Origin of the sequence: Hyphomicrobium zavarzinii ATCC 27496 (genome assembly GCF_000383415.1) — a bacterium.
Classification (GTDB): Bacteria; Pseudomonadota; Alphaproteobacteria; order Rhizobiales; family Hyphomicrobiaceae; genus Hyphomicrobium_C; species Hyphomicrobium_C zavarzinii.
Genome location: NZ_KB911255.1, coordinates 184,663 through 209,245, shown reverse-complemented (window position 1 = coordinate 209,245; position 24,583 = coordinate 184,663). Strand labels below are relative to the sequence as shown.

Genomic DNA, 24,583 nt, shown 5'->3' with positions numbered 1-24,583 from the left:
GTCATGACCCAGCAGGAAACGCCGAAACAGGGGTGCTGCTGCCAGCACAACGCGCCCGGTCACGCGGCCAAGCCTCATCATCATGATCACGGCGCACAGGCATCCGAGGGCGTCAAAGACCCCGTCTGCGGCATGACCGTCGATCCCAAGACGGCCAAGCACCAGCAAACCCACGCAGGGCACACCTACTATTTCTGCGCGGCGCGCTGCCGCGAGAAGTTCGCGGCCGACCCGCAGAAATATCTCGAGCCCCCCAAGGAGCCCGAACCGGTAGAACCTGGCGCGATCTACACCTGCCCCATGCATCCGGAAATTCGCCAAGTCGGCCCCGGCTCCTGCCCGATCTGCGGCATGGCGCTCGAGCCCGAGGTCGCGACCGCCGACGATGTGCCGAACGCAGAGCTCGCCGACATGACGCGGCGGCTATGGTTCGCGCTCGCCCTCACGCTCCCCGTCTTCGCCCTCGAAATGGGCGGCCATCTCACCGGGCTCCATCACTGGATCGGCCGGCAGAATTCCAACTGGATCCAGCTCGCGCTCGCCACCCCCGTCGTGCTCTGGGCGGGCTGGCCGTTCTTCGAGCGCGGCTGGGCCTCGATCAAGACGCGCCACCTCAACATGTTCACGCTCATCGCCATTGGCACGGGCGTGGCATGGATTTACAGCATCGTCGGCACGCTCTGGCCCGGCCTATTCCCTGCCTCGATGCGCGAGCATGATGGATCGGTCGCCGTCTACTTCGAGGCAGCAGCCGTCATCACCGTGCTCGTGCTCGTCGGCCAGGTACTGGAGCTGCGCGCCCGCGACAAGACCAGCGGCGCCATTCGCGCGCTCCTCAACCTTTCCCCCAAGAAGGCACGCCGCATCCGCTCCGACGGCGCCGACGAGGACATCGACCTCGATCAGGTCGCCTCCGGCGATCGCCTGCGCGTGCGCCCCGGCGAGCACATCCCCGTCGACGGCGAGATCCTCGAAGGCCGTAGCGCCATCGATGAATCCATGGTGACCGGCGAATCCATGCCCGTGACCAAGACCATCGGTGATGCCGTCATCGGCGGCACCACCAATCAATCCGGCGGCTTCGTCATGCGGGCCGATAAGGTGGGACGCGACACCGTGCTCGCCCGCATCGTGCAGATGGTGGCCGACGCCCAGCGCAGCCGCGCGCCGATCCAGCGGCTGGTGGATCAGGTCTCGGCCTGGTTCGTCCCGGCCGTCATCCTCGTTTCGCTGCTGGCCTTCGCGGCCTGGTCGATCTGGGGTCCCGAGCCCAAGCTCACCTATGGTCTCATCGCGGCGGTCTCAGTGCTCATCATCGCCTGCCCCTGCGCGCTCGGCCTCGCCACGCCCATGTCCATCATGGTCGGCGTCGGGCGCGGCGCAAAGTCCGGCGTGCTGATCAAGAACGCCGAGGCCTTGGAGCGCATGGAGAAGGTCGACACGCTGCTCGTCGACAAGACCGGCACGCTGACGGAGGGCAAGCCGCGCGTCGTCGCCATCCGCCCCGCGAACGGCGTAGCAGAGCTCGACCTCCTGCGTCTTGCTGCGAGCCTCGAGCGCGGCAGCGAGCATCCGCTTGCTTCGGCCATTGTCGCCGCCGCCGGGGAGCGCGGCCTCGCCCTCACCGAGCCCCAGGGCTTCGACAGCCCCGTCGGCAAGGGCGTCGTCGGCAAGGTCGAAGGCCGCCAGATCGTCATCGGCAACGTCAGGATCATGGCGGATGCCGGGATCGACACGCGAAGCCTCGACGCGACGGCGGACGAGCTGCGCCGCGAAGGCGCAACAGCCATCTTCGTCGCCATCGACGGCAAGGCGGCGGGCCTCATCGCTATCGCAGATCCCATCAAGCCCACCACGCCCGCGGCCATCGCCGCGCTGAAGGCCGCCGGCATCCGCGTCGTGATGCTGACGGGTGATCAGCGCACGACGGCCGAGGCGGTCGCACGCACGCTCGGCATCGCGAATGTCGAGGCGGAGGTGCTGCCCGAGGACAAGAGCAAGGTCGTCGAACGCTTGCGGCGGGAAGGGCGCATCGTGGCGATGGCAGGAGACGGCACCAATGACGCCCCGGCGCTCGCCGCAGCCGATGTCGGCATCGCCATGGGTACCGGAACAGACGTCGCCATGGAAAGCGCGGGCGTCACACTGGTCAAAGGCGACCTCAACGGCATCGTGCGCGCCCGCGCACTTTCCGCGGCCACGATGGCCAACATCCGCCAGAACCTGTTCTTTGCCTTCGTTTACAACGCGGCCGGCGTGCCGATCGCAGCGGGCGTTCTCTATCCCGTCCTCGGCGTGCTTCTCTCGCCGATGATCGCAGCCGCTGCGATGTCGCTGTCATCGTTCAGCGTGGTCGCAAACGCGCTGCGCTTGAACCGCGTGGAGCTATGAATGCCGGCCGCTTGGCAGGGGCAGACTTCGCAACGTAGCGGCGCTCGGCAGAAAGGGGCGCCTGCGCCCGCACCCCGCTTATGCGAACGGGCGCCCCACCTCACATCCCGCCGCGGACGCGAGGCTCTAACCAAGCCGAGTGTGAGAGTGATCGACAGTGCATGACGCACCCGCCCGCCTGCCGCTCCACATCGATCCAGCGCATGACGCCGTTGCCGAGTGCGTCACGTGTCTCGAAGTGGCCGGCCAGACCGGCCGTCGCCGCCACAGCGTCTCCGAAACCCGGAAGTTGCCTGCCGGGTTTCGGGTTAGGTCTGAGCGTACGAACGTATCAGTACTGCTTGGGGCACCAGGATTCGCCGGACGACTTGCACGACACGGGGAAGGCCTTCGCCATCTTCTCCGCAGCGGCCCATTCGTCCTCGTCGACGCCGTTGTTCACGTCGGCATCCATTGCCGTAAAGGTCGGCGCCGGATCGAGCTTCAGCTTCGCTACGTTGGCTTCGTATTCGGTACGGCTGATCCGGCCGTTGCCGTCGGTGTCGAGGGTCTTGAAGCTGCTTGCCCAATCGGCCAGAGCCGCAGAGGCCGGGATCATCGCCGCTGCTGCAATCAGAAGTACTTTCCTCATCGTTTCGTCTCCCAAGTATGGTTGCCTTGCCCTTCTGGGCATTCGCGCACCGGAGGCCTCCAGCCAAACGCGACGAAAACGAGCGAGCCCGGCCACGCGTCGGTCACTCTCAGTGCAGAGCAATTCAGCCAGCGTGTGCGACACTTTAACAAGGTCAGATGAGGCAATGATCATCGGGATATGTTGCACATATAGCCGGACTGAACGGCAATCATGTCGGGAAACACTTGGTGGGCAGGCTGATGGACGGCGTCCACACTGGCCTTTCGGCCCCTGAGAGGGGCTTTGCCGGAGGCATCCGGCCCCCATATTCGCTGCGGCCCAACGCAAATTTGAACGCCATGGAGCTCACATGAAAACCCGCAAGCTCGGCCCCAACGGGCCGGAAGTCTCCGCACTCGCACTCGGCTGCATGGGCATGACCGACTTCTACGGCCAGCGCGACGACGCGGAGTCGATCGCCACCATTCACAGAGCGATCGAGCTCGGTATCACTTTCCTCGACACCGCCGACATGTACGGGCCTCACACCAACGAGGAGCTCTTGGGCCGCGCGCTCGCGGGCAAGCGCGACCGCGTCTTCCTTGCCACCAAGTTTGGCATCGTGCGCGATCCGAAGAACCCAGCCGCGCGCGGCATCGACGGAAGGCCGGAGTACGTGAGGAAATCCGTCGAAGGCAGCCTCCAACGCCTCGGCGTCGATCATATCGATCTCTACTATCAGCACCGCGTGGACCCCGCGACGCCGATCGAGGAGACCGTCGGCGCCATGGCCGAGCTGGTGAAAGCAGGCAAGGTCCGCCACATCGGACTGAGCGAGGCCTCCGCGGAGACCATCGCCCGCGCTCACAAGGTGCATCCCATCACGGCCGTGCAGACCGAGTACTCGCTGTGGACGCGCGATCCCGAGGAGGACGGCATCCTGGAAGCCTGCCGCAAGCTCGGCATCGGCTTCGTCGCCTACAGCCCTCTCGGCCGCGGCTTCCTGACCGGCGCCATCAAGAGCCCCGACGATTTCGAGCCGGCCGACTACCGCCGCACCAGCCCTCGCTTCACCGGCGAGAACTTCGCCAAGAACCTGAAGCTCGTCGGCAAGGTGCGCGAAATCGCTGCCGCAAAAGGCGTCACGCCCTCGGAGCTGGCGCTCGCGTGGCTGCTCGGCAGGGACGAGTTCGTCGTGCCCCTGTTCGGCACCAAGCGCCGCAAATACCTGGAGGAAAATGCGCGCGCCGCCGACATCACGCTCACGGCTGGCGAACTCGCGGAGATCGAAGCCGCCTTCCCTGCGGGCGCCGCCTCCGGCACCCGCTACCCCGAGGCGATGATGACCGTCGTCAATCGTTGATCGCCACGACCTGCATAACCTTTCGCATGCGCCGCGGAGAGAGCGGCCTAAACTTGGGAGCCCTGATGAAGCATCTTCTCGCTATTCCCCTCGCAGCCCTGACGGCCGTCGCCCTGCCGCTTTACGCCCGGGCCGAAGACCCGCACGCGGGGCACGAGCACCATCACGCTGAGACCGCCGCCCAACCCGCAAACGACGCGGCGAAAGCCTTCGAGGCCGTGAACGCCAAGATGCACGCGGGGATGTCGATCCCGCTGACCGGCGACGCCGACGTGGACTTCATGCGCGGCATGATCCCCCACCATCAGGGCGCGATCGACATGGCCGAGGTCGTCCTGAAATACGGCAAGGACCCCGAGGTGCGGAAACTCGCCGAGGAGGTCGTCAAAGCCCAGACAGCGGAGATCGCCTTTATGAAGGAATGGCTGGCCAAGCGCGGCAAGTAACGCAGCAAATCGAAGGCGCTGGCCGCGGCGGCGCCTTCGCTTGTATCCGCCACTTCCCCGAAGATTGCTGTTGACCGGCAGGGGAAAGGGTGAGAACATTTAGAGAACATCGACTCGCGAAATCATCTGACCGGTTGCGTCGGCAGCCGCGCCTAAGTGAGCCTCCCCGAGAGGCCCGCGAGGGATTCGGATTCGCGAATCCGTATTGAACTCGAAAGCATCGAAAGGACGGCATGACCGAGCCCGCCATCAAATGTCCGAGCTGCAGCACCGAGATCAAGCTCACGGAACAGCTCGCCGCGCCGATCATCCAAGCGACGCGCAGGAAGTTCGAGCAGGCGCTCGCCGAGAAGGATGCCGAGGTCGCCAGGCGCGAAGCGGAGATCCGCAACCAGCAGGCGGCCCTCGCGAAGGAGAAGGCCGCCATTGCCGAGCAGGTCGCCACCCGCGTCCAGGCCGAGCGGGAGCGCATCGCCGCCGAGGAGACCAAGAAGGCGAAACTCCTCGTCGCCTCCGACATGGACCAGAAGAACAAGCAGCTCCAGGATCTCCAGGAGGTCCTGCGCGAGCGCGACGGCAAGCTCGCCGAAGCGCAGAAGGCGCAGGCGGACCTCATCCGCAAGCAACGCGAGCTGGACGACGCCAAGCGCGAGATGGATTTGACCATCGAGAAGCGCGTGCAGGACTCGCTGGGAGACGTGCGCCAGAAAGCGAAGCTCGAAGCCGAGGAGGCCCTGAAGCTGCGCGTCCTCGAAAAGGAGGAGCAGATCTCCTCCATGCAGCGCCAGATCGAGGACTTGAAGCGCAAGGCCGAGCAGGGCTCGCAGCAACTCCAGGGCGAAGCCCTCGAGCTCGAGCTCGAGAAGACGCTGCGCGGCAAGTTCCCCCGCGATCTCATCGAGGCGGTCCCGAAGGGAGAGTTTGGCGGCGACGTGCTGCAGCGGGTCATGGGCCCGCTCGATCAGCCGTGCGGCACCATCCTATGGGAATCGAAGCGCACGAAGAACTGGAGCGACGGCTGGCTCGCCAAGCTGCGCGGCGACCAGCGCGCCGCCAAGGCCGAGATCGCGCTCCTCGTCTCCAACGCGCTGCCGAAGGGTGTCGATACGTTCGATCTGATCGACGGCATCTGGGTCACGGATTCGCGTTGCGCCATTCCCGTAGCCATCGCGCTCCGCCAGTCGCTGGTCGAGCTTGCCGCCGCGCGCCACTCGAAGGAGGGCCAGCAGACCAAGATGGAGCTGGTCTACGAGTACCTCACCGGCCCACGCTTCCGCCATCGCGTGGAGGCGATCGTCGAGAAGTTCTCGGACATGCAGGCCGACCTCGATCGCGAGCGCAAGGCCATGACCCGGCTCTGGGCCAAGCGCGAGGCGCAGATCAAAGGCGTGATCGAAGCCACCGTCGGCATGTACGGCGACGTGCAGGGCATCGCTGGCAAGGCGCTCGACGAGATCGACGCGCTGACGCTGCCCATGATCGAGAGCGACGCGTTCGATACCGCGGCCGAGTGACAGACCACGACCGGCGCGATCCACGGGGGCTCGCGCCGGTTCAGGCCAATCGTCAGGTATCGTCACTTCGAGTAAATCGAGAAAACTCGCGCGTCCGTCCGAATCGAACGCGCTTTAATGGTCACAGGTAGGAAGCAAACCTCAGGAATGCCCTGACCCGTTTCTTGCGTAATCAGCCGGTGGGTACCAAATACCGAGCAAGTGCTTTCCGACAGGAGCCGAGCCCCATGACCCTGAAACCGCTGCTGACAATCGCCGCGCTTGGCATTGCCGCCTTCGCCATGACGCCGGCCGACGCCTTTGCCCACGGCAAGCGCAAGCCGGTTCGCGATCGCGAGGTCGCACGCGACTGCAAGCCTTACAATGGCCCCTACGGCTATTATGGCAATCCCTGGTGCGATGGCGGCTACAAATACGCCGAAGACTATGCGCCCGGCACCAGCCCTTATTTCGACGTGTTCGATATGCCCCAGGTCCGCCGTCTCACGCGCCGCTGGGATTGAGCGCACACGCTTCGATCATGGCCACCTAACGCAAACGGAGGGCACCGGCCGGTGCCCTCCGTTTTCATTCGCTAGAGCCTCGTGGCCCCCGCCGACCTGCCCGCTCGCGCGAGGCCGTCGTCTGCGAGCGAGCCCTCGCCTTACTTCGCCTTGTTGCGCGCGCGCTTGGTCGCCTTGGCTTCGCGCTTCAGCGCGTTCTTGGCCTTGCGCTGGCGAGCCTGGATCTTCTTGCGGCGCTGATCGGTCATCGTGGGCATGAGATATCCTTTCTAGGTGTCTATCGAGTTGGCGTTGAATGCGATCGTAGTGTGGCTGGATCGGCCTGCATCGGGGCTAGGCCGTTATCCCGGCGTCATGGCGAAGCCACGCTACGCACGGACGGCCGGGGCCCAGACACACGTCAGAAATTGTTGGTCCCGCGTCTGCGTCAGTTCTCGTCCATCTTGAGCGCGGCGATGAAGGCCTCTTGCGGGATCTCCACCTTGCCGAACTCGCGCATCTTCTTCTTGCCCGCTTTCTGCTTGTCGAGCAGCTTGCGTTTGCGCGTGATGTCGCCGCCGTAGCACTTGGCGATGACGTCCTTGCGCAGCGCGCTGATGGTCTCGCGCGCGATCACCTTGCCGCCGATAGCAGCCTGAATCGGGATCTTGAAGAGGTGCGGCCGGATCAGCTCCTTGAGCTTTTCGCACATGGACCGGCCACGGCTTTCCGCGCGCGTGCGGTGCACGATCATCGAAAGCGCATCGACCGGCTCGTCGTTGACGAGGATCGACAGCTTCACGAGCTCGTTCTCCTCGTAGCCCTTGATCTGATAGTCGAACGACGCATAGCCGCGCGAAACCGATTTGAGGCGGTCATAGAAATCGAACACCACCTCGTTGAGCGGCAGCTCATAGACGAGCATGGCGCGCGTGCCGACGTAGGTAAGCTGCTTCTGGCGCCCGCGGCGATCCTGGCAGAGCTTCAGCACGGAGCCCAGATACTCGTCCGGCACCAGGATCGTCGCTTCGATCCACGGCTCCTCAATGTGATCGATACGGACCGTATCGGGCATGTCGGCCGGATTGTGCAGCTCGACGACGGAACCGTCGGTCATATGGATGTGATAGATGACCGAGGGCGCGGTCGTGATCAGATCGAGGTTGAACTCGCGCTCGAGCCGCTCGGTGATGATCTCGAGATGCAGGAGGCCGAGGAAGCCGCAACGGAAGCCGAAGCCCAGCGCCGCGGAGCTTTCCGCCTCGAACGAGAAGCTCGCATCGTTCAGCCGAAGCCGCGCCATCGCATCGCGCAGATCTTCGAAGTCCGCCGCATCGACTGGAAAGAGTCCGCAGAACACCACCGGCTGCGCCGGCTTGAAGCCCGGTAGCGGCTCCGGCGTCGGGTTTTTCTCATCCGTCACGGTATCGCCGACGCGGGTGTCGGCCACCTCCTTGATGGCGGCCGTGAAGAAGCCGACCTCGCCGGGGCCCAGCTGATCCAGCATCTCCTGCTTGGGACGGAAAATGCCGACGCGCTCCACCTGATAGTGGCCGCCGGTGGCCATCATCTGCACCTTCTGGCCGCGCTTCAGCGTGCCGTCGATGATGCGCACGAGAACGACGACGCCGAGATAGGCGTCATACCAGCTGTCGACCAGCATGGCTTTCAGCGGCTTCGAGGCATCGCCCTTCGGCGGCGGCAGGCGCTCGACGATGGCTTCCAGAACGGCCTCGACGTTGAGACCCGTCTTGGCGGAAACGCCGACGGCGTCGGACGCATCGAGGCCGATCACGTCCTCGATCTGCTGCTTGACGCGGTCCTCGTCGGCGGACGGCAGATCCACCTTGTTGAGAACCGGCAGGATCTCGAGATTGTTGTCCAGCGCCTGGTAGACGTTGGCGAGCGTCTGCGCCTCAACGCCCTGGCTCGCGTCCACCACCAGGATTGCGCCCTCGCACGCGGCGAGGCTGCGGGAGACCTCGTAGGCGAAGTCCACGTGGCCTGGCGTATCCATCAGATTGAGCTGATAGACCTTGCCATCCTTGTGCCTGTAGTCGAGGCGCACGGTCTGCGCCTTGATCGTGATGCCGCGCTCGCGCTCGATGTCCATCGAGTCGAGGATTTGCTCCTTCATCTCGCGGTTCGAAACGTTGCCACAGATCTGGATCAGGCGGTCCGAAAGCGTGGACTTGCCGTGATCGATGTGGGCGATGATGGAGAAGTTGCGGATCAATGAGATGTCGGTCATGCGCGCGTCCTTATCACCTCGCGCTTGGGTCTCACAAGCTTGGGGCGCGGACCGCGTCGCTTTTCCCAAAATCGGCGAAAATCCGGGCCTCGGCGGAGTGTCGCGCCGGGTCTCGCGCCCTTGCATCGCATAGCTCTATTAATTAGAATTATTCTAAACTATTTGGGCAAAAAGGGGCAGTTCATGCGCAGGTTCGAGGATCTGGACGAGCGGGAGGTGCTGGCGCTTGCCATCGCGCTCGAGGAGGAGGATGGCCGCATCTACTCCGAGTATGCCCACGCCCTCGAGGAGACCTATCCCGCTTCCGCCAAGCTCTTCACGGAGATGGCGGAGGAGGAGAACCAGCATCGCCGCTGGCTTATCGACCTCTATCGCCAGAAATTTGGCGACCACATCCCCTTGATCCGCCGGCAGGATGTCCGCGGATTCATACGCCACGATCCGATCTGGATGGTTCGCCCGCTGGGGCTCGAGAAGGTGCGCGCCCAGGCGGAATCCATGGAGCAGGAGACGGGCCGCTTCTACCGGTCCATCCTTGCCCGCACCACCGACGCCTCCATCCGCAAGCTCCTGGGCGACCTGATCGCGGCCGAGGACAAACACGCGAGCCTGGCCGTTCGCCTTCGGGAAACCGGCATCTCGGCGGACACCCGTGTGGAGGAAGCGCAGGCGGAGAGGCGCGCGTTCGTGCTCCAGTACGTTCAGCCGGGTCTCACCGGCCTGATCGACGGCTCGGTGTCCACGTTGGCGCCCATTTTCGCCGCCGCCTTCGCCACCCACGACACCTGGGCGACTTTCCTGGTCGGCATGGCCGCCTCCGTCGGCGCTGGCATCTCCATGGGAATTGCCGAGGCCATGGCCGATGACGGCCTGATATCCGGCCGCGGACACCCATGGATTCGCGGCGCCATCACCGGCGTCATGACCGCCCTCGGCGGCCTCGGCCACACGCTTCCCTACCTGATCCCGGATTTCTGGACCGCCACCGGCGTCGCGGCCGTCGTCGTGCTGATCGAGCTTTGGACCATCGCCTGGATCCGCGCCCGCTACATGGATACCCCGTTCATGCGAGCAACCGTCGAGGTCGTGGCCGGCGGCCTCATCGTCTTCGCAGTCGGCATTCTCATCGGAAGTGCCTGAAACCCCTCCGACAAAACGGAAATGGCGCCGCGGATCTCCGCGCTGCGTCACTCTATGCGGCAACGGGCCACCGGTACTCACCGGAAATCATCAGCACTCAAGGAAAACAGCCGGGGGGCTTGAGTCTTGACGGCGCCACATGGGTCGGCATGAGTGGCGGCGAACCCGAGATCCGGAAGGACCGAAATGCGATTTGCTCTATTTCTTTCCGCCACCCTCTCAACTCTCGCCGCAGCCGCTCTCCTCCCCGCATCCTCCGTGATGGCAGGGGGCATCGAATTCGGCCCGACCGACCAGGCACCGAAGGCAAAGCCGCAGAAGAAGAAGGCGCAGCCCGCGCCCGACGCAGGCGCCCCCCTGGCGGGCGAGGCCGCGGCCCCTTCGGCCGCGCCCCCCGCTGGAACGCCGGCTGCTGCCACTCCGGCTGCCGTGCAGACCCCGGCTGTCGGCCAGGCGACCGGTGGACGCGTCTCGACCAAAGGCATGCCGCCGCCCGCCGCTCCGCGCAATTGCAAGACGAACTGGGCCTTCGACACCTGGATGCGTGACTTCCGCCGCGAGGCCGCCGCCGAGGGCATCAGCCAGCGCACCATCTCGCTCGCCCTCGACGGCATGACGCCCGACCAGGGCGTCATCTCGCGCGATCGCCGCCAGGGCTTCTTCTCGCAGAGCTTCCTCGACTTTTCCGCCAAGCTGGCCACCCCGAACCGCGTCACCAACGGGCGCGCGCAGATCCAGAAGAACCGCGCGGCCTTCGATCGCGCCGTGAAGCAGTTCGGAGTCGACCCCGGCGTCATCACCGGGTTCTGGGCACTCGAAAGCGACTTCGGCGCCGGTATGGGCAAGCTGCCGATCATGCGCTCGCTCGTGACGCTCGCCTACGATTGCCGCCGCGGCCCGATGTTCCGCGATGAGCTCAAGGCCGCGCTCCAGATCATCGATCGCGGAGACATGACCCCCTCCACGATGATCGGGTCCTGGGCCGGCGAAATCGGGCAGACCCAGTTCCTCCCCACCCGCTATCTTGAGCACGCCATCGACTATGACGGCGACGGCCGCCCGGACCTGTTCGACAGCGCGACCGACATCATCGGCACCACCGCGAACTACATGGCCCACCTCGGCTGGCGGCCCAACGAGCCGTGGATCCAGGAGGTGCGCGTGCCGGAGCAGATGCCTTGGGATCAGTCGGACCTCGCCATCACGCATCCGCGCTCGCAGTGGGCGGCGTGGGGCGTGACGCAGGCGGACGGCGCGCCGCTCGAGAAGGACGCGCTACCCGCCTCCTTGCTGCTGCCGATGGGCCGGTTCGGACCGGCGTTCCTCGCCTTCCCGAATTTCAACGTCTATCTGCAGTGGAACCAGTCTCTCAATTACGCCACCACCGCCGCTTACCTGGCAACGCGCATCAACGGCGCCCCGGCCATGCGGCGCGGACGCGAGGGCATCCCCACCCTCACCCAGGACGAGGCCAAGGAGTTGCAGCGCCTTCTCACCGCGCGGGGCTTCGACGTGGGCGAGATCGACGGCCTGATCGGCCTCAAGAGCCGGCAGGCCATCAAGGCCATGCAGCTGAAATATAAGCTCCCGGCCGATTCCTACCCCACCCCAGAGCTTCTGGCCGCGCTTCGCCGCGGATAGAATCGAGGCCGGGCGCCCCAACGGGGCGTCCGGCCCTTATTCCGCACGCAAAGCCCGCGCTTAATAAGAACCCGGAGCATTTTCCGCGGGCAGAGCTGTCGTAGTAGAATGCCATACTGGCCAAGGGGCAGTGCCCGTGTCGAAGCGGGCCGCGAGTAAGGGGGCGTGTTGTGCAACGGTCTGTCGTGACGGGACTTGAGGAGCGTCTTGCCCAATTCAGCATCGTGGCGGACCGGCAGTTCGAGACGCCCGATGAGCTGGCAGCCGCGCTCCGCACGCTCTACGACCTCCTCAACTCCATCGACGTGACGACAGGCAGCGGAGAGATCACAAAAGCCGCCCCCGCGCTCCTGGGCGAGCTGTTCAGGGGACGCATGCGTCTGCGCGACCGGATCGCCGTCTGGCATTCGAAAGGCCTGCTGACGCGCCCGGCCGAGATCGCGCTGCGCGACGTGTTCCGCATCGCACGCTACGGCTCCGACATCCTGGGCGAGATCGCCGCCGGCAATCCGCATCTTGCATCGGGCGAGAAAGGCGGACGCGGCTTCACCGGCAAGGCCTACAACACCCTCGTCAATCCCGCCTTCTACACCGGCCAGAACATCCCCTTCCGCTCGGGCGACGTGCTCCTCGTCCGCGGCAGCGCGCACAACAGCGCGGCCATCGCCCGCATCGGCGACGTGGACACCCAGTTCAGCCACATCGCGATCATCCACATCGACGGCAAGGGCCAGCACTGGGTCGTCGAGGCGTTGATCGAGGACGGCTCGGTGATCAACACGCTGGAGCACGTGCTCGACCACGGCCTTGGGCGCGCGGTGCTCTACCGCTTCCGCGATGCGGATCTTGCAGCCCGCGCCGCAGCCCTCGCATATGCCCGTATCCAAGCGACCAAGACGGGCGAAGCGCGTCACATCCCCTACGACTTCAGCATGCGCCTCAAGGGCCGCCGCAAACTGTTCTGCGCCAAGCTGGTCGCGCAGGCCTTCTCCGATGCCAGCGACGGCGCGGTGGAGCTGCCCGCCTTCAAGACGCGTCTCGATACGCGCAGCAACAAGGACTTCTTCAAGAGCGTGGGCGTCAAGGCCAGGGAGACTTTCGCCCCCGGCGACATCGACTTAGATCCCCGCTTCGATCTCGTGGCCGAGTGGCAGGATTACCGCCTCACGCCGATCCTGCGCCGGCAGGATATGATCATGACCAAGTTCTTCGAATGGATGGAGACGCGGGGCTATCGCTTCCGCGAGGACTTCTTCATCAAGCTCATCGCCGTGTTCGGCCGCCTGTCGAGTTATCTGTCGGACCGCGCGCGCAATCTGATCTCGAGCGCGATCCCGAAGGTCCCGCGCAACATGACCCGCTCGTGCGTCGCCACCATCGCCATGCTGCACAAGACGGCCGAAGGGATCATGCCCTCGCTCGCCGCGCTCGAGGACGATCATGTGAGGATGACCGGGCTTCCGCTCCATCCCCGGGAGCTTCTGGATCACCTGGAACGGCTGCGCGAGACCTCCGGCGGCCGCATCGGCTATCTGCGCGGCAAGCCCTAGCCTCGAACACCGAAAACCGGACGTACCCTACGACCGCACGGGCGAGGCGCGCGTCATGATGCGCAACGTCAGATAGCCGAGCAGATACAGGAACTCCCAACTCAGAAAAGCCCAGATCTTGATCAGGAGATCGTTGTAGGAGTCGTAGAACACCGCGTTGAGGACGATCAGCGCGACGGCGGGAACGAGCACGGCGAACGGAGCCCTGGCGGCACCTCGCCAGCCCCCGCCGAGCGCGGCCCAGGCCACGATGTGCGCTACGACGAACATTAAGACGACACTGAGCTCACACACGGGTGCGCACTCCATCGGATCCCTCATGGCCCGCGGAGTAAGGATAACAAAGCCCCGTCAATCCCTAGTTGAAGGCTTTCTTAAAATTTGAAGCAATAGTCAGCCGCCCGGCTTTCAAGCCTTCGGCGGCGGGGGCGGCGGCATCCCCTCGAAATGCGGCACGGCCTCGCTCACGAGATCCCAGGCCGGCTTGTTCTTCGTGTAGAGCACGATCTGCGGCTCGAACCAGCTCATGTCGTCGAAAGCCCCGGCCGCCATCACGATCATGCCCGGCCGCGCTGCACTGTAGAGAAACAGGCGGCCGCCGCACGTCGGACAGAAATGGCGGGTGAGCGTGTTTCCGCTGTCGGCCGTGCTCGCATAGCTGGCCGTCGTTCCTGAGACCTCGACGTCGGCCGTCTTGAAGATGGCATTCGACATGTGGCCGGTGCCGGACGCGCGCTGGCAATCGCGGCAGTGACACTGCGCCATGCGGATCGGCACGCCGTGGACCTTGAAACGCACGGCACCGCAGAGACAGCCCCCGGCCGCATTCACCTCTTGCACCATCTCCACGCCCCCACTGCCTTACTGCCCTGCCCGCTGCCTCCCTAATGCAGCTTGACGTGCGGCTCCGTGCGGCGCGTCAGAAGGCGCGAGATCGAATCCAGCATCACCTTCCAATATCCGTGCAAGGCCGTCTCGTGCATCTTGTAGAGCGAGCGATACATGAGCTTCGCGACGAAGCCCTCGATCAGCATCTTGCGCCCGGTCACGAAGCCCATGAGGCTTCCGACCGTCGAGTAGTCGCCGAGCGACACCAGAGATCCGAAATCGCGATAGACGAACGGCTTCAACGGCTCGCCATTGAGACGCGCCTTGAGCTGCTTCACGAGATGCGACGCCTCCTGGTGCGCCGCCTGGGCGCGCGGCGGAATGGCGAGCGTTTCGCCCGGAGGCACCAGATAGGCGCAATCGCCGAAAGCGAAGATGTTGGGATCGAAGGTGGTCTCGAGCGTCGGCTTGACGATGAGCTGGTTGGACCGGCTGACCTCGAGCCCGTCGAGGTTGCTCAGCACGTCCGGCCCCTTCACGCCAGCCGCCCACACCACGAGCTCCGAAGGAATGAAATCGCCGCTCGCGAGCTTCACCCCGTGCTCGGTCACCTCCGTCACGCGAGCGCTCGTGCGGATATCGACGTTGAGCCCCGTCAGGATCTCGGCCGTCGCCTGGGAAATGCGCGGCGGGAGCGCCGGAACGATGCGATCGTTCGCCTCGATCAGGGTGATGCGGATGTCCTTCTCCGGATCGATCTTGTCGAGACCGAACGCCACGACGCCACGCGCCGTGCCGTGCAGCTCGGCGGAAAGCTCGGTACCCGTCGCGCCCGCGCCGATGATCGCCACGTGGAGCTGCTCCGGCCGAATGGGGCCCGGCTGCGTATTGGCCCGCACGCAGGCGTTGATCAGGCGGCGGTTGAAGCGCTCCGCCTGCTCGGGCGTATCGAGCATCATCGCGTTCTGTTTCACGCCCGGCACGCCGAAATCGTTCGAGACGCTGCCGACGGCAATGATGAGCGTGTCGTAGGGAAGCCAGCGATCCGGCGTGATCTCGCGCCCGTCCTCGTCGACGGTACGCGCCAGGTGGATGAGCTTCCGCGCCCGGTCCAGGCCGATCATCTCGCCATAGCGGAATTTGAAGCCGTGCCAGTGGCCCTGCGCCATGTACTCGACCTCGTGCCGGTCGACGTCCATGCTGCCCGCGGCGATTTCGTGAAGCAGCGGCTTCCAGATATGCGTGCGCGAGCGGTCGACCAGCGTGATCGCCGCCTTCTTGCGCCGCCCCAGCTTGTCGCCGAGCCGCGTCGCCAGCTCCAGGCCGCCCGCTCCGCCGCCCACCACGATGATGTGATGCAAATCCGGCTTGGGCAGAACCAAAGGCTTCGAGGTATCCGTGCCGACGTCAGCAACCATCTCGTATCTCCCGCACTTCCGCGGGCAGTCTCATACCAGGAATGATCCTCTGGCAACAGGACTGTCGAACAGGGGACATCAATCCGAGACGGAGAGGCGGCGGCGGTGATGCCGGAGAAATTGAAACGTCCTAGCTCCGGATTTCTCCGCCGGTTGCCTTCTTCACATCCGCGATGACCTTCTGGGAGATGGCCTCGATGTCCTTGTCGGTCAGCGTTTCCGAGGTCGGCTGCAGCGTCACTTCGATCGCAACCGACTTCTTGCCCTCTGCCGCGAGCGCGCCCCCCTCGAACACGTCGAACACCGAGACGCCCGAGATCAGCGCCTTGTCGGCACCCAGCGCGGCGCGCACCACATCGCCTGCATTGACGCCGCGATCGAGAACGAACGCGAAGTCGCGCCGCACGGGCAGCAGATCCGATTGCGCGAACGGCGCTTTGGCGCGGCCCTTCTTCTTCTCGGGCGGCAGCGCATCCAGGAACACTTCGAAGCCCACGACAGGGCCTTCGACGTCGAGGCCCGCAAGCGTCCGCGGATGCAGCTCGCCGAAATGCGCGAGCACGGTCTTGGGCCCGAGCCGCAGCGTGCCCGACCGGCCCGGATGATACCAGGCGGGCGCATCGCGCGTGACCTGGGCCTTGCCTGCGTCGATACCGAGCGCCACGAGCACGGCGGCCGCATCGGCCTTGGCATCGAACACCGAAACTGCCTGAGCCTTGCCGTCCCAATGGCGCCCGCCACCTGAGACACCGGCCGTTCCGGCCCGCACGCCTGCCGCCGCAAGGTATTGATCCTCCGGCTTGTCGCCCCGATAGGCCTGCCCCAGCTCGAACAGCGCGACGTCCGCGAACCCGCGATTGCGGTTGCGCTCGACGGCGGTCAGCAGGCCCGGCAGCAGGCTCGGACGCATTACGGCGAGATCGACCGAGATCGGATTGGCAAGCTCGACGAGCGTAGCACCCGTCCCGAACGCGTCAGCCTGATCCTTGGGAAGGAACGACCACGTCACCGCCTCGACGAGGCCGCGTGCAGCGAGCAGCCGGCGTGCGCGCCGGGCGCGCTTCTGCTTGTCGGTGAGCACCGCCCGCGACACGCCGCTCATGCGCGGCAGCGCCGTCGCCGGCACGCGATCGATGCCCGCGATGCGCACCACTTCCTCGACGAGATCCGCCGAGCCATGAATGTCCGGGCGCCACGACGGCGGCGTGACCTCGAGCGTCTCGCCACCGCCCACCAGCACGCATCCGAGCGTCTCCAGGATCGTCTTGATCTCGTCCGCCGGCAGCGAAAGGCCGGAAAGCTTCTCCACGCGGGCAAGCTCGAACACGATCGCCCGCTTCGTATCCGGAACGCGCCCGGCAACCGTCGCCTTGGATGGCTTACCGCCGCAGAGCTTGAGGATCATCTGCGTCGCGAGATCGAGCCCCGGCAGCACGCTCTCGGGATCGACGCCGCGCTCGAACCGGTAGCGCGCATCGGTGACGAGCCCGGTCTTGCGGCCGGTCGCCGCCGTGCGCAGCGGATCGAAGTAGGCGCTCTCGATCAGCACGTTTGTCGTCGTCTCGGTCGAGCCCGACGCCTCCCCGCCGATGATGCCGCCGAGGCCGAGCGGACCGCTGTCGTCCGCGATCACGCACATCGTCTCGTCGACGGTGTGCTCCTTGCCGTCGAGGCCCTGGAACGTCTCGCCCCCCTTGCCAAGCCGCGCCCGCACTGCGCCCTTGAGCTTGTCCGCATCATAGACGTGCAGCGGACGCCCGCGATCCTGGCTGATGTAGTTGGTGACGTCGACCAGCGCATTGATCGGCCGAAGCCCCACGGCCTTGAGCCGGTTCTGCAGCCACTCCGGCGACGGCCCGTTGCTGACGCCCTTGACGAGACGCGCCGCGAACACCGGGCACGCATCCTCCGTGCCGTTCGCGAAGTCGAGCTTCACCGCGACCGGATTGTCGAAGCTGCCCTCGACACCGGAGATCGTCTTCTCGTCCTTGAGCGTGCCGAGCCCTGCCGCCGCGAGATCGCGCGCAATGCCGCGCACGCCCGTGCAGTCCGGACGGTTGGGCGTGAGCTTCACCTCGAACACGGGATCGTTGAGGCCCGCTACGTCGATGTAGCGCGCGCCCACCTGCTCGGCGAGCTCGGCCGGAAGATCCAGGATACCCTCGCTGTCCTCAGCGAGCTCGAGCTCCGCCGCCGAGCACATCATGCCGTTGGAGACGACGCCCCGCACCGGCTTCTTCTCGAGCGTGATCTTGGAGCCCGGGATGTAGGTGCCAAGCGGCGCGAACACGCTGATCATGCCGGCGCGCGCATTGGGCGCTCCGCACACCACCTCGAACAGCGGCTGGCCCTTCTCCACCTCGACCTGCACCACCTGCAGCTTGTCGGCGTTGGGATGCCTCTTGGCCTCCACGATGCGCGCGACGCGGAACGCGCCGAGCTTCGCGGCCGGATCCTCGACGCTCTCGACCTCGAGCCCGATGGCCGACAGCTTGGTCGAGATCTCCTCGACCGTCGCCTTGGTCTTGAGATGATCCTTGAGCCAGGAGAGCGTGAACTTCATGGACGTCTTTCCTCTCTAGACCGTAGTCGCCCGAGCCCATGTGGCCCGAGGCGAAAAACAACCGCCGGATGCCCGGCTGCGTCACCGGATCGCGACGCGATAAGTCTCGTGGCAGGCGTTGCAGGTCGCCAGAATTCCGCTGAGCTTGTCGAGCACGGCCATCCGCGTCGCCCCAGCCTTCGCCTCGTCTGCAAGCTCGTCGAACTTCTGATGCGTCGCCATGCTGGCCAGCAGAAAATCCGGCGGTAAGCCGACGATCGCCACGAGCGAGATATCCGACACCATGGCCGCGCCAGCTTTGCGCGCACTTTCCGCCACCGCAGCCATGTTGCTGCGTGCGAGACCGTCTACGATGCCCTGGACGCTGTCGAGATAGCGGCGCATACCGGCCAGCAGATGCTCCCGGTCGGCGCGCGCAAGCGAAACAGACTCACGCCCGTCCCCCGCTTCCGCAATTCGCGCCGCGCCCCCGCCCGAAGCGAGAGCGCCGAGGAGGCAGAGCGAGAAAGCGGCGATCCTGGATCTCATCGGGGTGAACCCACGCGCGCCGCCTAAGAGGAGAGTCCGCCGCCGAGCGTCGGCACGTCGAGCACGGAGAAGCCGTAATGGCGCAGCCACCTCAGATCCGCCGAGAAGAACGCGCGTAGGTCCGGCACGCCGTATTTCAGCATCGTGAGCCGGTCGAGGCCCATGCCGAAGGCGAAGCCCTGGTACTTTTCGGGATCGAGACCGCAGTTCCTGAGCACATTCGGATGCACCATGCCGCAGCCGAGAATTTCGAGCCACTGGCCGGGCTTGCCGATCGCCTCCGCGCCGATGTCGACCTCCATCGAAGGCTCCGTGAACGGAAAGTGCGAAGCGCGGAAGCGCATCTTCACGTCCGACACCTCGAAGAACGCCTTGCAGAACTCCTCGAGCACCCACTTGAGATGTCCCATGTGGGTCGTCTCGTCGATGACGAGCCCCTCGATCTGGTGGAACATCGGCGTGTGCGTCTGATCGCTGTCGCAGCGGTAGACGCGCCCCGGCGCGATGATGCGGATCGGCGGCTTACGGCTCTCCATGGTGCGGATCTGCACCGGGCTCGTATGCGTGCGCAGGAGCAGGCGCGAGCCGTCGGGCTTGGCCGGAAAATAGAAGGTGTCATGCTCCTGCCGCGCGGGATGCTCGGCCGGAATGTTGAGCTTGGTGAAGTTCATGTCGTCGGTCTCGATATCCGGCCCCTCGGCCACATCGAAACCGAGATCGGCGAAGATCTCGACGCATTCGTCGAACACCTGGCTTACCGGATGGATGCGCCCCAGCGCCTCCGGTCCAGCCCGCACAGGAAGCGTCACGTCCGCCCGCTCGCTCTCGAGCCGGGCTTCGAGAGCGGCCGCCTCGAGATCCGTCTTGCGCGCCTCGAGCGACTGGGTAACCGCCTCCTTCACCGCGTTGTTTGCGGCGCCGAAGGCCTTGCGCTGATCGGGCGGCAGCGTCGCGAGCTTGGACATCTGCTCGGCAATGCGCCCCTTCTTGCCGAGCGCCGCGACGCGCACCGCCTCGAGCTGCGCAAGATCCTTCGCCGCCGCGATCTGCCCCAGAAGCTCGTCCTTTAGAGTGTCGAGTTCGGTCGTGCCAGTCATGCCATGCCTGCCATCAGTGGCCCTTGGGTGGGCGGCGTAGGAAAAGGCCGCCGAAACCGGGGCGTCACCCAGGACATCGCGCGGCCAAGACTATCGAGCACGAAACGAAAGGTCAGGCAGCCTTGCCTGCCGCTGCAGCCGCCTGTTCGACGAGCGCCTTGAAGGCAGCCGCATCGCGAACGGCGAGATCCGCCAGCACCTTGCGGTCGATGTCGATACCGGCCTTCGAGAGGCCATGAATAAATCGGCCGTAGGTCAGGCCGTGCTCGCGGGTGGCAGCGTTGATGCGCTGGATCCAGAGCGCGCGGAACGTGCGCTTGCGGCGCTTGCGGTCGCGATAGCCGTACTGCAGCGCCTTCTCGACGGCCTGCTTGGCGACGCGGATGGTGCTCTTGCGGCGGCCATAGTAGCCCTTGGCGGCCTTCAGAACCTTTTTATGCTTGGCGTGAGCGGTAACACCGCGTTTTACACGAGCCATGGATTTGCTTCCTTAATGACTGGAATGGACTGAGGCGAGCTCGACTTGAGCTCAGCGGGCGTAGGGCATGTATTTCTTGACGATCTTCGCGTCGCTGTCGTTCAGCACCATGGTGCCGCGCGCGTCGCGAATGAACTTCGCGTGACGCTTGATCATGCCGTGGCGTTTGCCCTGGGCAGCCGCCTTCACCTTGCCGGTGCCAGTCATCTTGAAGCGCTTTTTGGCGCCGCTCTTGGTCTTCATCTTGGGCATTTTGCTCTCCTTGAGTTCGAAGCGCTCCGCAGTCCGGCCGCGAACGGCTGGACAAACCCTCCGCCTCGCCAGGCGGTTCGCCACGGGAGGAGGGACGCTTTTTGCGGAAAGCGCGGATAGTAAAAGCATGAAAAGCCGCCACGGCATGCCCCGCCGGGCGGCTCAGCCGGGACTTATACGGGCGTGTCTTCGCATTTGCAACTGCCCTTGAAAGCAGGTTGCCCGCCCCCGGACGGGAGGCGGCTCCGGGAAAACCCGAAGTTTGATCCAAAAAAAAATAACCCAGCCGGGAGAGCGCGTTACATAAGTTGCTTAGACCGATCTGAAAGAGGGACTTGCCTCTATTCTCGCTCTTGCGCCTTCGTCATAGAATTAGTGCCCGGATAAAGAGCAGACACCAGAGATGTGCTACAGAAACGCGTTCATTTACTCATGCTGTTCAATTTACCGACGGTAAAACAGCTTCGAGATCATGCTCCTCCGTCCCCGTGCAACATCTTGCCTTTATAGAAAAGCCGGTTCATATAAGGCCATCGAACACGCCTTGGTTCACTCTGCGACAGCGCCCCACGCTGAAACTAGAAGTCTCCATCGCGCGATTTGATGACTCTCCGGTCATCGGGTCCGGAGATATGACGATGCTTTGGAGGCACTATAATGTCGAACGGCACTGTAAAGTGGTTCAACGGTCAAAAGGGGTATGGATTCATTCAGCCCGAAGAAGGCGGGGCTGATGTGTTCGTGCATATCTCGGCCGTAGAGCGCGCCGGGCTGCAGACTCTCCGCGAAGGCCAGAAGATCGCGTACGAGACCGAGCGTGGGCGCAACGGCAAGATCGCTGCCGTCAACCTGCGCCCGCTCTGAGCCAAGAGAAAACGGACGAGCACGGGGAGCGGCGGTGTCTGCTCCCCGTTGCTTTTGCAAGATCGTAATGAGGCCATGTTCTGTCGGCTCGCGCCGTTGCCATCGGCAGGGCTGAAGTATCCTCTATACTTACTTTGATTGCTGTCGGGATCGCCCAGGGAGTGTGAATGGCGAAAGAAGAGATGCTCGAGTTCGAAGGTGTGGTGGAGGAGGTGCTGCCCGACGCCCGCTGCCGCGTGAAGCTCGACAATGGACACGAGGTCATCGCCTACACGTCCGGGCGCATGAAGAAGAACCGCATTCGCATTCTCGCCGGCGACAAGGTCACCGTCGAGATGACGCCTTACGACCTCACGAAGGGTCGCATCAACTTCCGCCATAAGGACGCCCGTTCGGGTCCCCCTCCGTCCTCGGTTGGCCCCGGCGGCGGACCGCGCCGCCCTCGCTGAGACGAGCGGTCGAGAGCCCGCTCTCAAGACCAGTCCCGAGCCGGTCTTTCAGGGAAAGGCAAACCCGAAGCGGTAACGCACGAGCTTGCCGTTCTTGAACTCGTATTCCGCGTAATAGACGGGAAAGCCGAACTTCGTCAGTTCGGGATCGCGATCGGCCTTTTCGATTTCGTATTCGAAAAACAGATCCGGTCCCGTCTTCTGGCGTGACTTGAAGCACGTTCCGAACAGCGCCTGGACCTCCGCGACGCTCATGCCGAGCTGAACACCCCGGCCCGTCTTGAAGCTCTCGATCGGCAGATCCTTGAGCACCAGCGCCTCGGGCCCCGCATACCGCACCTCGGCTTCGGCATATTCGTCCGCCACCGCTCCGTAGGGCGCGAACAGCACCAACTCTTCGACGCCATTGGTCGAGACGAAGCGCGCGTGCGGAAGATCGTCCTCGCTCTCGATCAGTTTCGCGTTGCTGCCCACGACCGCGATTGCGCTTTCCGCATCCGTCAGCATCACACCCGCGATCGACACGTCCGGATTGCGTATCCGGCACTTGGCCGCTGCCGCATCCGCTGCAAGCGGCAAGAGCAGCAACACAGCAAGTCCATGCACGCCGAGCATCCAACGAGATGACATGAAAGCCCGGTCCCCCCACCCGCGCAGCCGTGCCTGAGCGTGTATTCCTGCGGGCTGGCGAGCGAGCAAACCGTGCGCCTTTCCTTCCCGAGAGCGGGTGAGCATAGCCAATTCAGAATCGCTGGCCAGAGCAATTCCTGAGAATTGAGAATTTGTAAGAAGACAGAGCCGCAAGGCCCCGGCGGACGCAGGCCTAGACTGACCTGGCGCGTGCCATGGGGAAATTCCGCGAGACGCTATCGCCGCGCTGGCGCGCCTGCGCGAGCGCAGTGTCGATGTTCGCGAGAAAGAGCTTGGCGGCCGCCTGCCACGTGAATGCCATTGCCTTTTCGCGCACCTGCGCCCGGTCGAGCGCCTGCGCGGCGAGTGCGGCCGTCCTGAGATCATCGCTCAAAATGCCGGAGACGCCGGACGTGACGAGATCTTTCGGACCGATCGCCGGAAACGCCGCGACCGGAACACCGCTCGCCATCGCCTCCAGCATCACCATGCCGAACGTATCGGTGAGGCTCGGAAACACGAAAACGTCCGCCGAGGCGTAGCAGGCGGCAAGCCCCTCGCCTTCACGCACGCCCGTGAAAATCACTTCCGGATACTGCGCTTCGAGCTCCGCGAGCTGCGGCCCATCCCCCACGACGACTTTAATGCCGGGGAGATCGAGACGCAGAAACGCCTCGATATTCTTCTCCACCGCCACGCGGCCCGCATAGAGAAAAACCGGCCCCTCTCCGAAGAGCCGCACCGGCCGGGGACGAAACAATGCCGTATCCACGCCGCGCGTCCAGGGAAGCAGCCGCTCGAAGCCACGCCGCCTGAGATCGGCGGCAAAGCTCTCGGTCGCCACCATTACGCCCGCGCTGCGGGCATGGAAGCGGCGCTGGAACGCATAGACCCAGGACTCAGGAATGGGCCAGCGCGCGCTCACGTAATCCGCGAACCGCGTGTGAAAGCTGCTCGTGAACGGCAGGCGCCGGCGCAGACAGTGTGCGCGCGCCATCCAGCCGACGGGGCCTTCAGTCGCGATGTGGATTGCATCCACCCGAGCATTCTCGATCAGCTTCGAGCAATGGCGCTGATCCGGCACGGCAAGGCCGATCTCGGGATAGCTCGGACAGGGCACGCGGCGGAAATTCTCGGGCCCCAGCACCACCAGCTCGGACCCGATGAGCTGAAGCTCGTGGGCGAGCCGCTGATAGGTGCGCACGACGCCGTTGATCTGAGGGCTCCAGGCGTCGGTTGCGAGCAGGATTCGCATCAGGCGGCCTGAAGCGCCGCATCCGCCACGGGAGCCTCTCTACGCTCGCGCACCACATCCAGCCACCGGATCAGCTCCATCTCGCCGGTTTCGGTCTCGCCCACCGCCGTGCAGCTTTCGACCCAATCGCCGGTATTGATGTAGTGAACGCCGCCGATATCCCGGCTGGCCGCGTGATGGATGTGCCCACAGATCACGCCATCCACCTGATGCCGGCGCGCTTCCTCCGCCAGGTTCTTCTCGAACTCGCCGATGAAGCTCACCGCCGTCTTCACGCGATGCTTGAGGTAAGCCGAGAGCGACCAGTAGCCGAGCCCCAGCCGGCGCCGGATGAAGTTCAGCGGCCAGTTGGACCACAGCGCAAGCTCATAACCGCGATCTCCGAGGAACGCGAGCCAGCGCGCGTAGCGCACCACCACGTCGTACTCATCGCCGTGCAGCACGATAAAGCGGCGTCCGTCGGCCGTGGTGTGAAAGGCCTGCCGCTCGATCTCGATCCCGCCGAAGTGCATGCCCGCGTAGTCGCGGATGCCTTCATCGTGGTTGCCGGGGATATAGATCACCCGCGTGCCCTTGCGGACTTTGCGCAAGAGCTTCTGCAGCACGTCGTTGTGCGCCTGAGGCCAGATCGCGCCGCGCTTGATCCGCCAGAAATCGAGAATGTCGCCAACCAGATAGATCGTCTGAGCGTCGTTATATTTGAGGAAGTCGAGGAGCATTTCGGCTTGAGAGGCACGTGTCCCGAGATGCACATCCGAAATGAACAGTGTCCGGTATGAGCGTTCGATCCCCATCGGCAAGCCTCCGATCCGCGTCGTCTGCGGGTATCC

Annotated in this window: 23 protein-coding genes; 10 read left to right on the top strand and 13 right to left on the bottom strand. The window is 64.8% G+C overall.

The window, feature by feature from the left end; genetic code table 11:
• The first annotated feature begins 3 nt into the window (after positions 1 to 3).
• On the top strand, positions 4 to 2,391 hold the full coding sequence (locus F812_RS0100955; protein ID WP_020084078.1) for a heavy metal translocating P-type ATPase: 2,388 nt from the start codon (positions 4 to 6) through the stop codon (positions 2,389 to 2,391).
• Between the two features lie 331 nt (positions 2,392 to 2,722).
• On the opposite strand, the gene F812_RS0100950 is transcribed toward F812_RS0100955, so the two are convergent.
• On the bottom strand, positions 2,723 to 3,022 hold the full coding sequence (locus F812_RS0100950) for an EF-hand domain-containing protein (protein WP_026867742.1): 300 nt from the start codon (positions 3,020 to 3,022) through the stop codon (positions 2,723 to 2,725).
• 352 nt (positions 3,023 to 3,374) lie between these two features.
• Here F812_RS0100950 and F812_RS0100945 point away from each other — a divergent pair, with 352 nt between their 5' ends.
• From F812_RS0100945 to F812_RS22075, 4 genes are all read left to right on the top strand, one after another.
• Entirely contained in the window at positions 3,375 to 4,367 is a 993-nt protein-coding gene (locus F812_RS0100945; protein ID WP_020084076.1) for an aldo/keto reductase, read from the top strand.
• A gap of 65 nt (positions 4,368 to 4,432) precedes the next feature.
• On the top strand, positions 4,433 to 4,813 hold the full coding sequence (copM, locus tag F812_RS0100940) for a CopM family metallochaperone (RefSeq protein ID WP_020084075.1): 381 nt from the start codon (positions 4,433 to 4,435) through the stop codon (positions 4,811 to 4,813).
• 233 nt (positions 4,814 to 5,046) lie between these two features.
• Complete coding sequence (locus F812_RS0100935; protein WP_020084074.1) at positions 5,047 to 6,327, top strand: DUF2130 domain-containing protein; 1,281 nt, start codon at positions 5,047 to 5,049, stop codon at positions 6,325 to 6,327.
• 227 nt (positions 6,328 to 6,554) lie between these two features.
• Positions 6,555 to 6,830 carry a hypothetical protein gene (locus F812_RS22075; protein WP_020084073.1) on the top strand — a complete coding sequence of 92 codons (276 nt, stop codon included), beginning with the start codon at positions 6,555 to 6,557 and terminating at the stop codon, positions 6,828 to 6,830.
• 427 nt (positions 6,831 to 7,257) lie between these two features.
• Here F812_RS22075 and lepA read toward each other — a convergent pair whose 3' ends face one another.
• Positions 7,258 to 9,060: a translation elongation factor 4 gene (lepA, locus tag F812_RS0100920; protein WP_020084071.1), complete on the bottom strand. Its 1,803-nt coding sequence runs from the start codon at positions 9,058 to 9,060 to the stop codon at positions 7,258 to 7,260.
• A 183-nt stretch (positions 9,061 to 9,243) separates the two neighbouring features.
• Here lepA and mbfA point away from each other — a divergent pair, with 183 nt between their 5' ends.
• The 3 genes from mbfA to F812_RS22065 all read left to right on the top strand — a co-directional run bounded on the left by mbfA (position 9,244) and on the right by F812_RS22065 (position 13,391).
• The gene (gene mbfA, locus F812_RS0100915) at positions 9,244 to 10,200 is read left to right on the top strand and encodes an iron exporter MbfA (protein ID WP_020084070.1); all 957 of its coding nucleotides are present in this window, start codon (positions 9,244 to 9,246) and stop codon (positions 10,198 to 10,200) included.
• A gap of 186 nt (positions 10,201 to 10,386) precedes the next feature.
• The gene (locus F812_RS22070; RefSeq protein ID WP_245257598.1) at positions 10,387 to 11,841 is read left to right on the top strand and encodes a lytic murein transglycosylase; all 1,455 of its coding nucleotides are present in this window, start codon (positions 10,387 to 10,389) and stop codon (positions 11,839 to 11,841) included.
• 170 nt (positions 11,842 to 12,011) lie between these two features.
• Complete coding sequence (locus F812_RS22065) at positions 12,012 to 13,391, top strand: YiiX/YebB-like N1pC/P60 family cysteine hydrolase (protein ID WP_156827163.1); 1,380 nt, start codon at positions 12,012 to 12,014, stop codon at positions 13,389 to 13,391.
• A 27-nt stretch (positions 13,392 to 13,418) separates the two neighbouring features.
• Here the strand turns inward: F812_RS22065 and F812_RS0100900 are convergent, their stop codons facing one another.
• From F812_RS0100900 to rpmI, 8 genes are all read right to left on the bottom strand, one after another.
• The gene (locus tag F812_RS0100900) at positions 13,419 to 13,685 is read right to left on the bottom strand and encodes a hypothetical protein (protein WP_156827162.1); all 267 of its coding nucleotides are present in this window, start codon (positions 13,683 to 13,685) and stop codon (positions 13,419 to 13,421) included.
• Between the two features lie 114 nt (positions 13,686 to 13,799).
• A complete protein-coding gene (locus F812_RS0100895) occupies positions 13,800 to 14,234 on the bottom strand; it encodes a GFA family protein (protein ID WP_040497799.1) in 435 nt (144 codons plus the stop codon).
• Between the two features lie 41 nt (positions 14,235 to 14,275).
• Positions 14,276 to 15,637 (bottom strand): NAD(P)/FAD-dependent oxidoreductase, encoded by a 1,362-nt coding sequence (locus F812_RS0100890; RefSeq protein ID WP_020084065.1) that lies wholly within the window; start codon positions 15,635 to 15,637, stop codon positions 14,276 to 14,278.
• 130 nt (positions 15,638 to 15,767) lie between these two features.
• Positions 15,768 to 18,200 (bottom strand): phenylalanine--tRNA ligase subunit beta, encoded by a 2,433-nt coding sequence (gene pheT / locus F812_RS0100885; RefSeq protein ID WP_020084064.1) that lies wholly within the window; start codon positions 18,198 to 18,200, stop codon positions 15,768 to 15,770.
• An 81-nt stretch (positions 18,201 to 18,281) separates the two neighbouring features.
• On the bottom strand, positions 18,282 to 18,728 hold the full coding sequence (locus F812_RS22060) for a cytochrome c (protein ID WP_020084063.1): 447 nt from the start codon (positions 18,726 to 18,728) through the stop codon (positions 18,282 to 18,284).
• A 23-nt stretch (positions 18,729 to 18,751) separates the two neighbouring features.
• The gene (gene pheS, locus F812_RS0100875) at positions 18,752 to 19,825 is read right to left on the bottom strand and encodes a phenylalanine--tRNA ligase subunit alpha (RefSeq protein WP_020084062.1); all 1,074 of its coding nucleotides are present in this window, start codon (positions 19,823 to 19,825) and stop codon (positions 18,752 to 18,754) included.
• A 112-nt stretch (positions 19,826 to 19,937) separates the two neighbouring features.
• Entirely contained in the window at positions 19,938 to 20,303 is a 366-nt protein-coding gene (gene rplT, locus F812_RS0100870; RefSeq protein ID WP_020084061.1) for a 50S ribosomal protein L20, read from the bottom strand.
• A 51-nt stretch (positions 20,304 to 20,354) separates the two neighbouring features.
• A complete protein-coding gene (gene rpmI / locus F812_RS0100865) occupies positions 20,355 to 20,555 on the bottom strand; it encodes a 50S ribosomal protein L35 (protein ID WP_020084060.1) in 201 nt (66 codons plus the stop codon).
• Positions 20,556 to 21,212: 657 nt separating this feature from the next.
• On the opposite strand from rpmI, the gene F812_RS0100860 reads away from it, so the two are divergent.
• Complete coding sequence (locus F812_RS0100860) at positions 21,213 to 21,419, top strand: cold-shock protein (RefSeq protein ID WP_020084059.1); 207 nt, start codon at positions 21,213 to 21,215, stop codon at positions 21,417 to 21,419.
• A gap of 167 nt (positions 21,420 to 21,586) precedes the next feature.
• Entirely contained in the window at positions 21,587 to 21,868 is a 282-nt protein-coding gene (gene infA, locus F812_RS0100855; protein WP_026867740.1) for a translation initiation factor IF-1, read from the top strand.
• A gap of 48 nt (positions 21,869 to 21,916) precedes the next feature.
• On the opposite strand, the gene F812_RS0100850 is transcribed toward infA, so the two are convergent.
• The 3 genes from F812_RS0100850 to F812_RS0100840 form a co-directional block, all read right to left on the bottom strand.
• Positions 21,917 to 22,498, bottom strand: a complete 582-nt coding sequence (locus tag F812_RS0100850) for a hypothetical protein (protein WP_156827161.1) — start codon at positions 22,496 to 22,498, stop codon at positions 21,917 to 21,919.
• A gap of 193 nt (positions 22,499 to 22,691) precedes the next feature.
• Positions 22,692 to 23,753: a glycosyltransferase family 4 protein gene (locus F812_RS0100845; protein ID WP_020084056.1), complete on the bottom strand. Its 1,062-nt coding sequence runs from the start codon at positions 23,751 to 23,753 to the stop codon at positions 22,692 to 22,694.
• A complete protein-coding gene (locus F812_RS0100840; protein ID WP_020084055.1) occupies positions 23,753 to 24,547 on the bottom strand; it encodes a UDP-2,3-diacylglucosamine diphosphatase in 795 nt (264 codons plus the stop codon). The genes F812_RS0100845 and F812_RS0100840 overlap by 1 nt, the downstream gene beginning before the upstream one ends.
• Between the last annotated feature and the right edge of the window lie 36 nt (positions 24,548 to 24,583).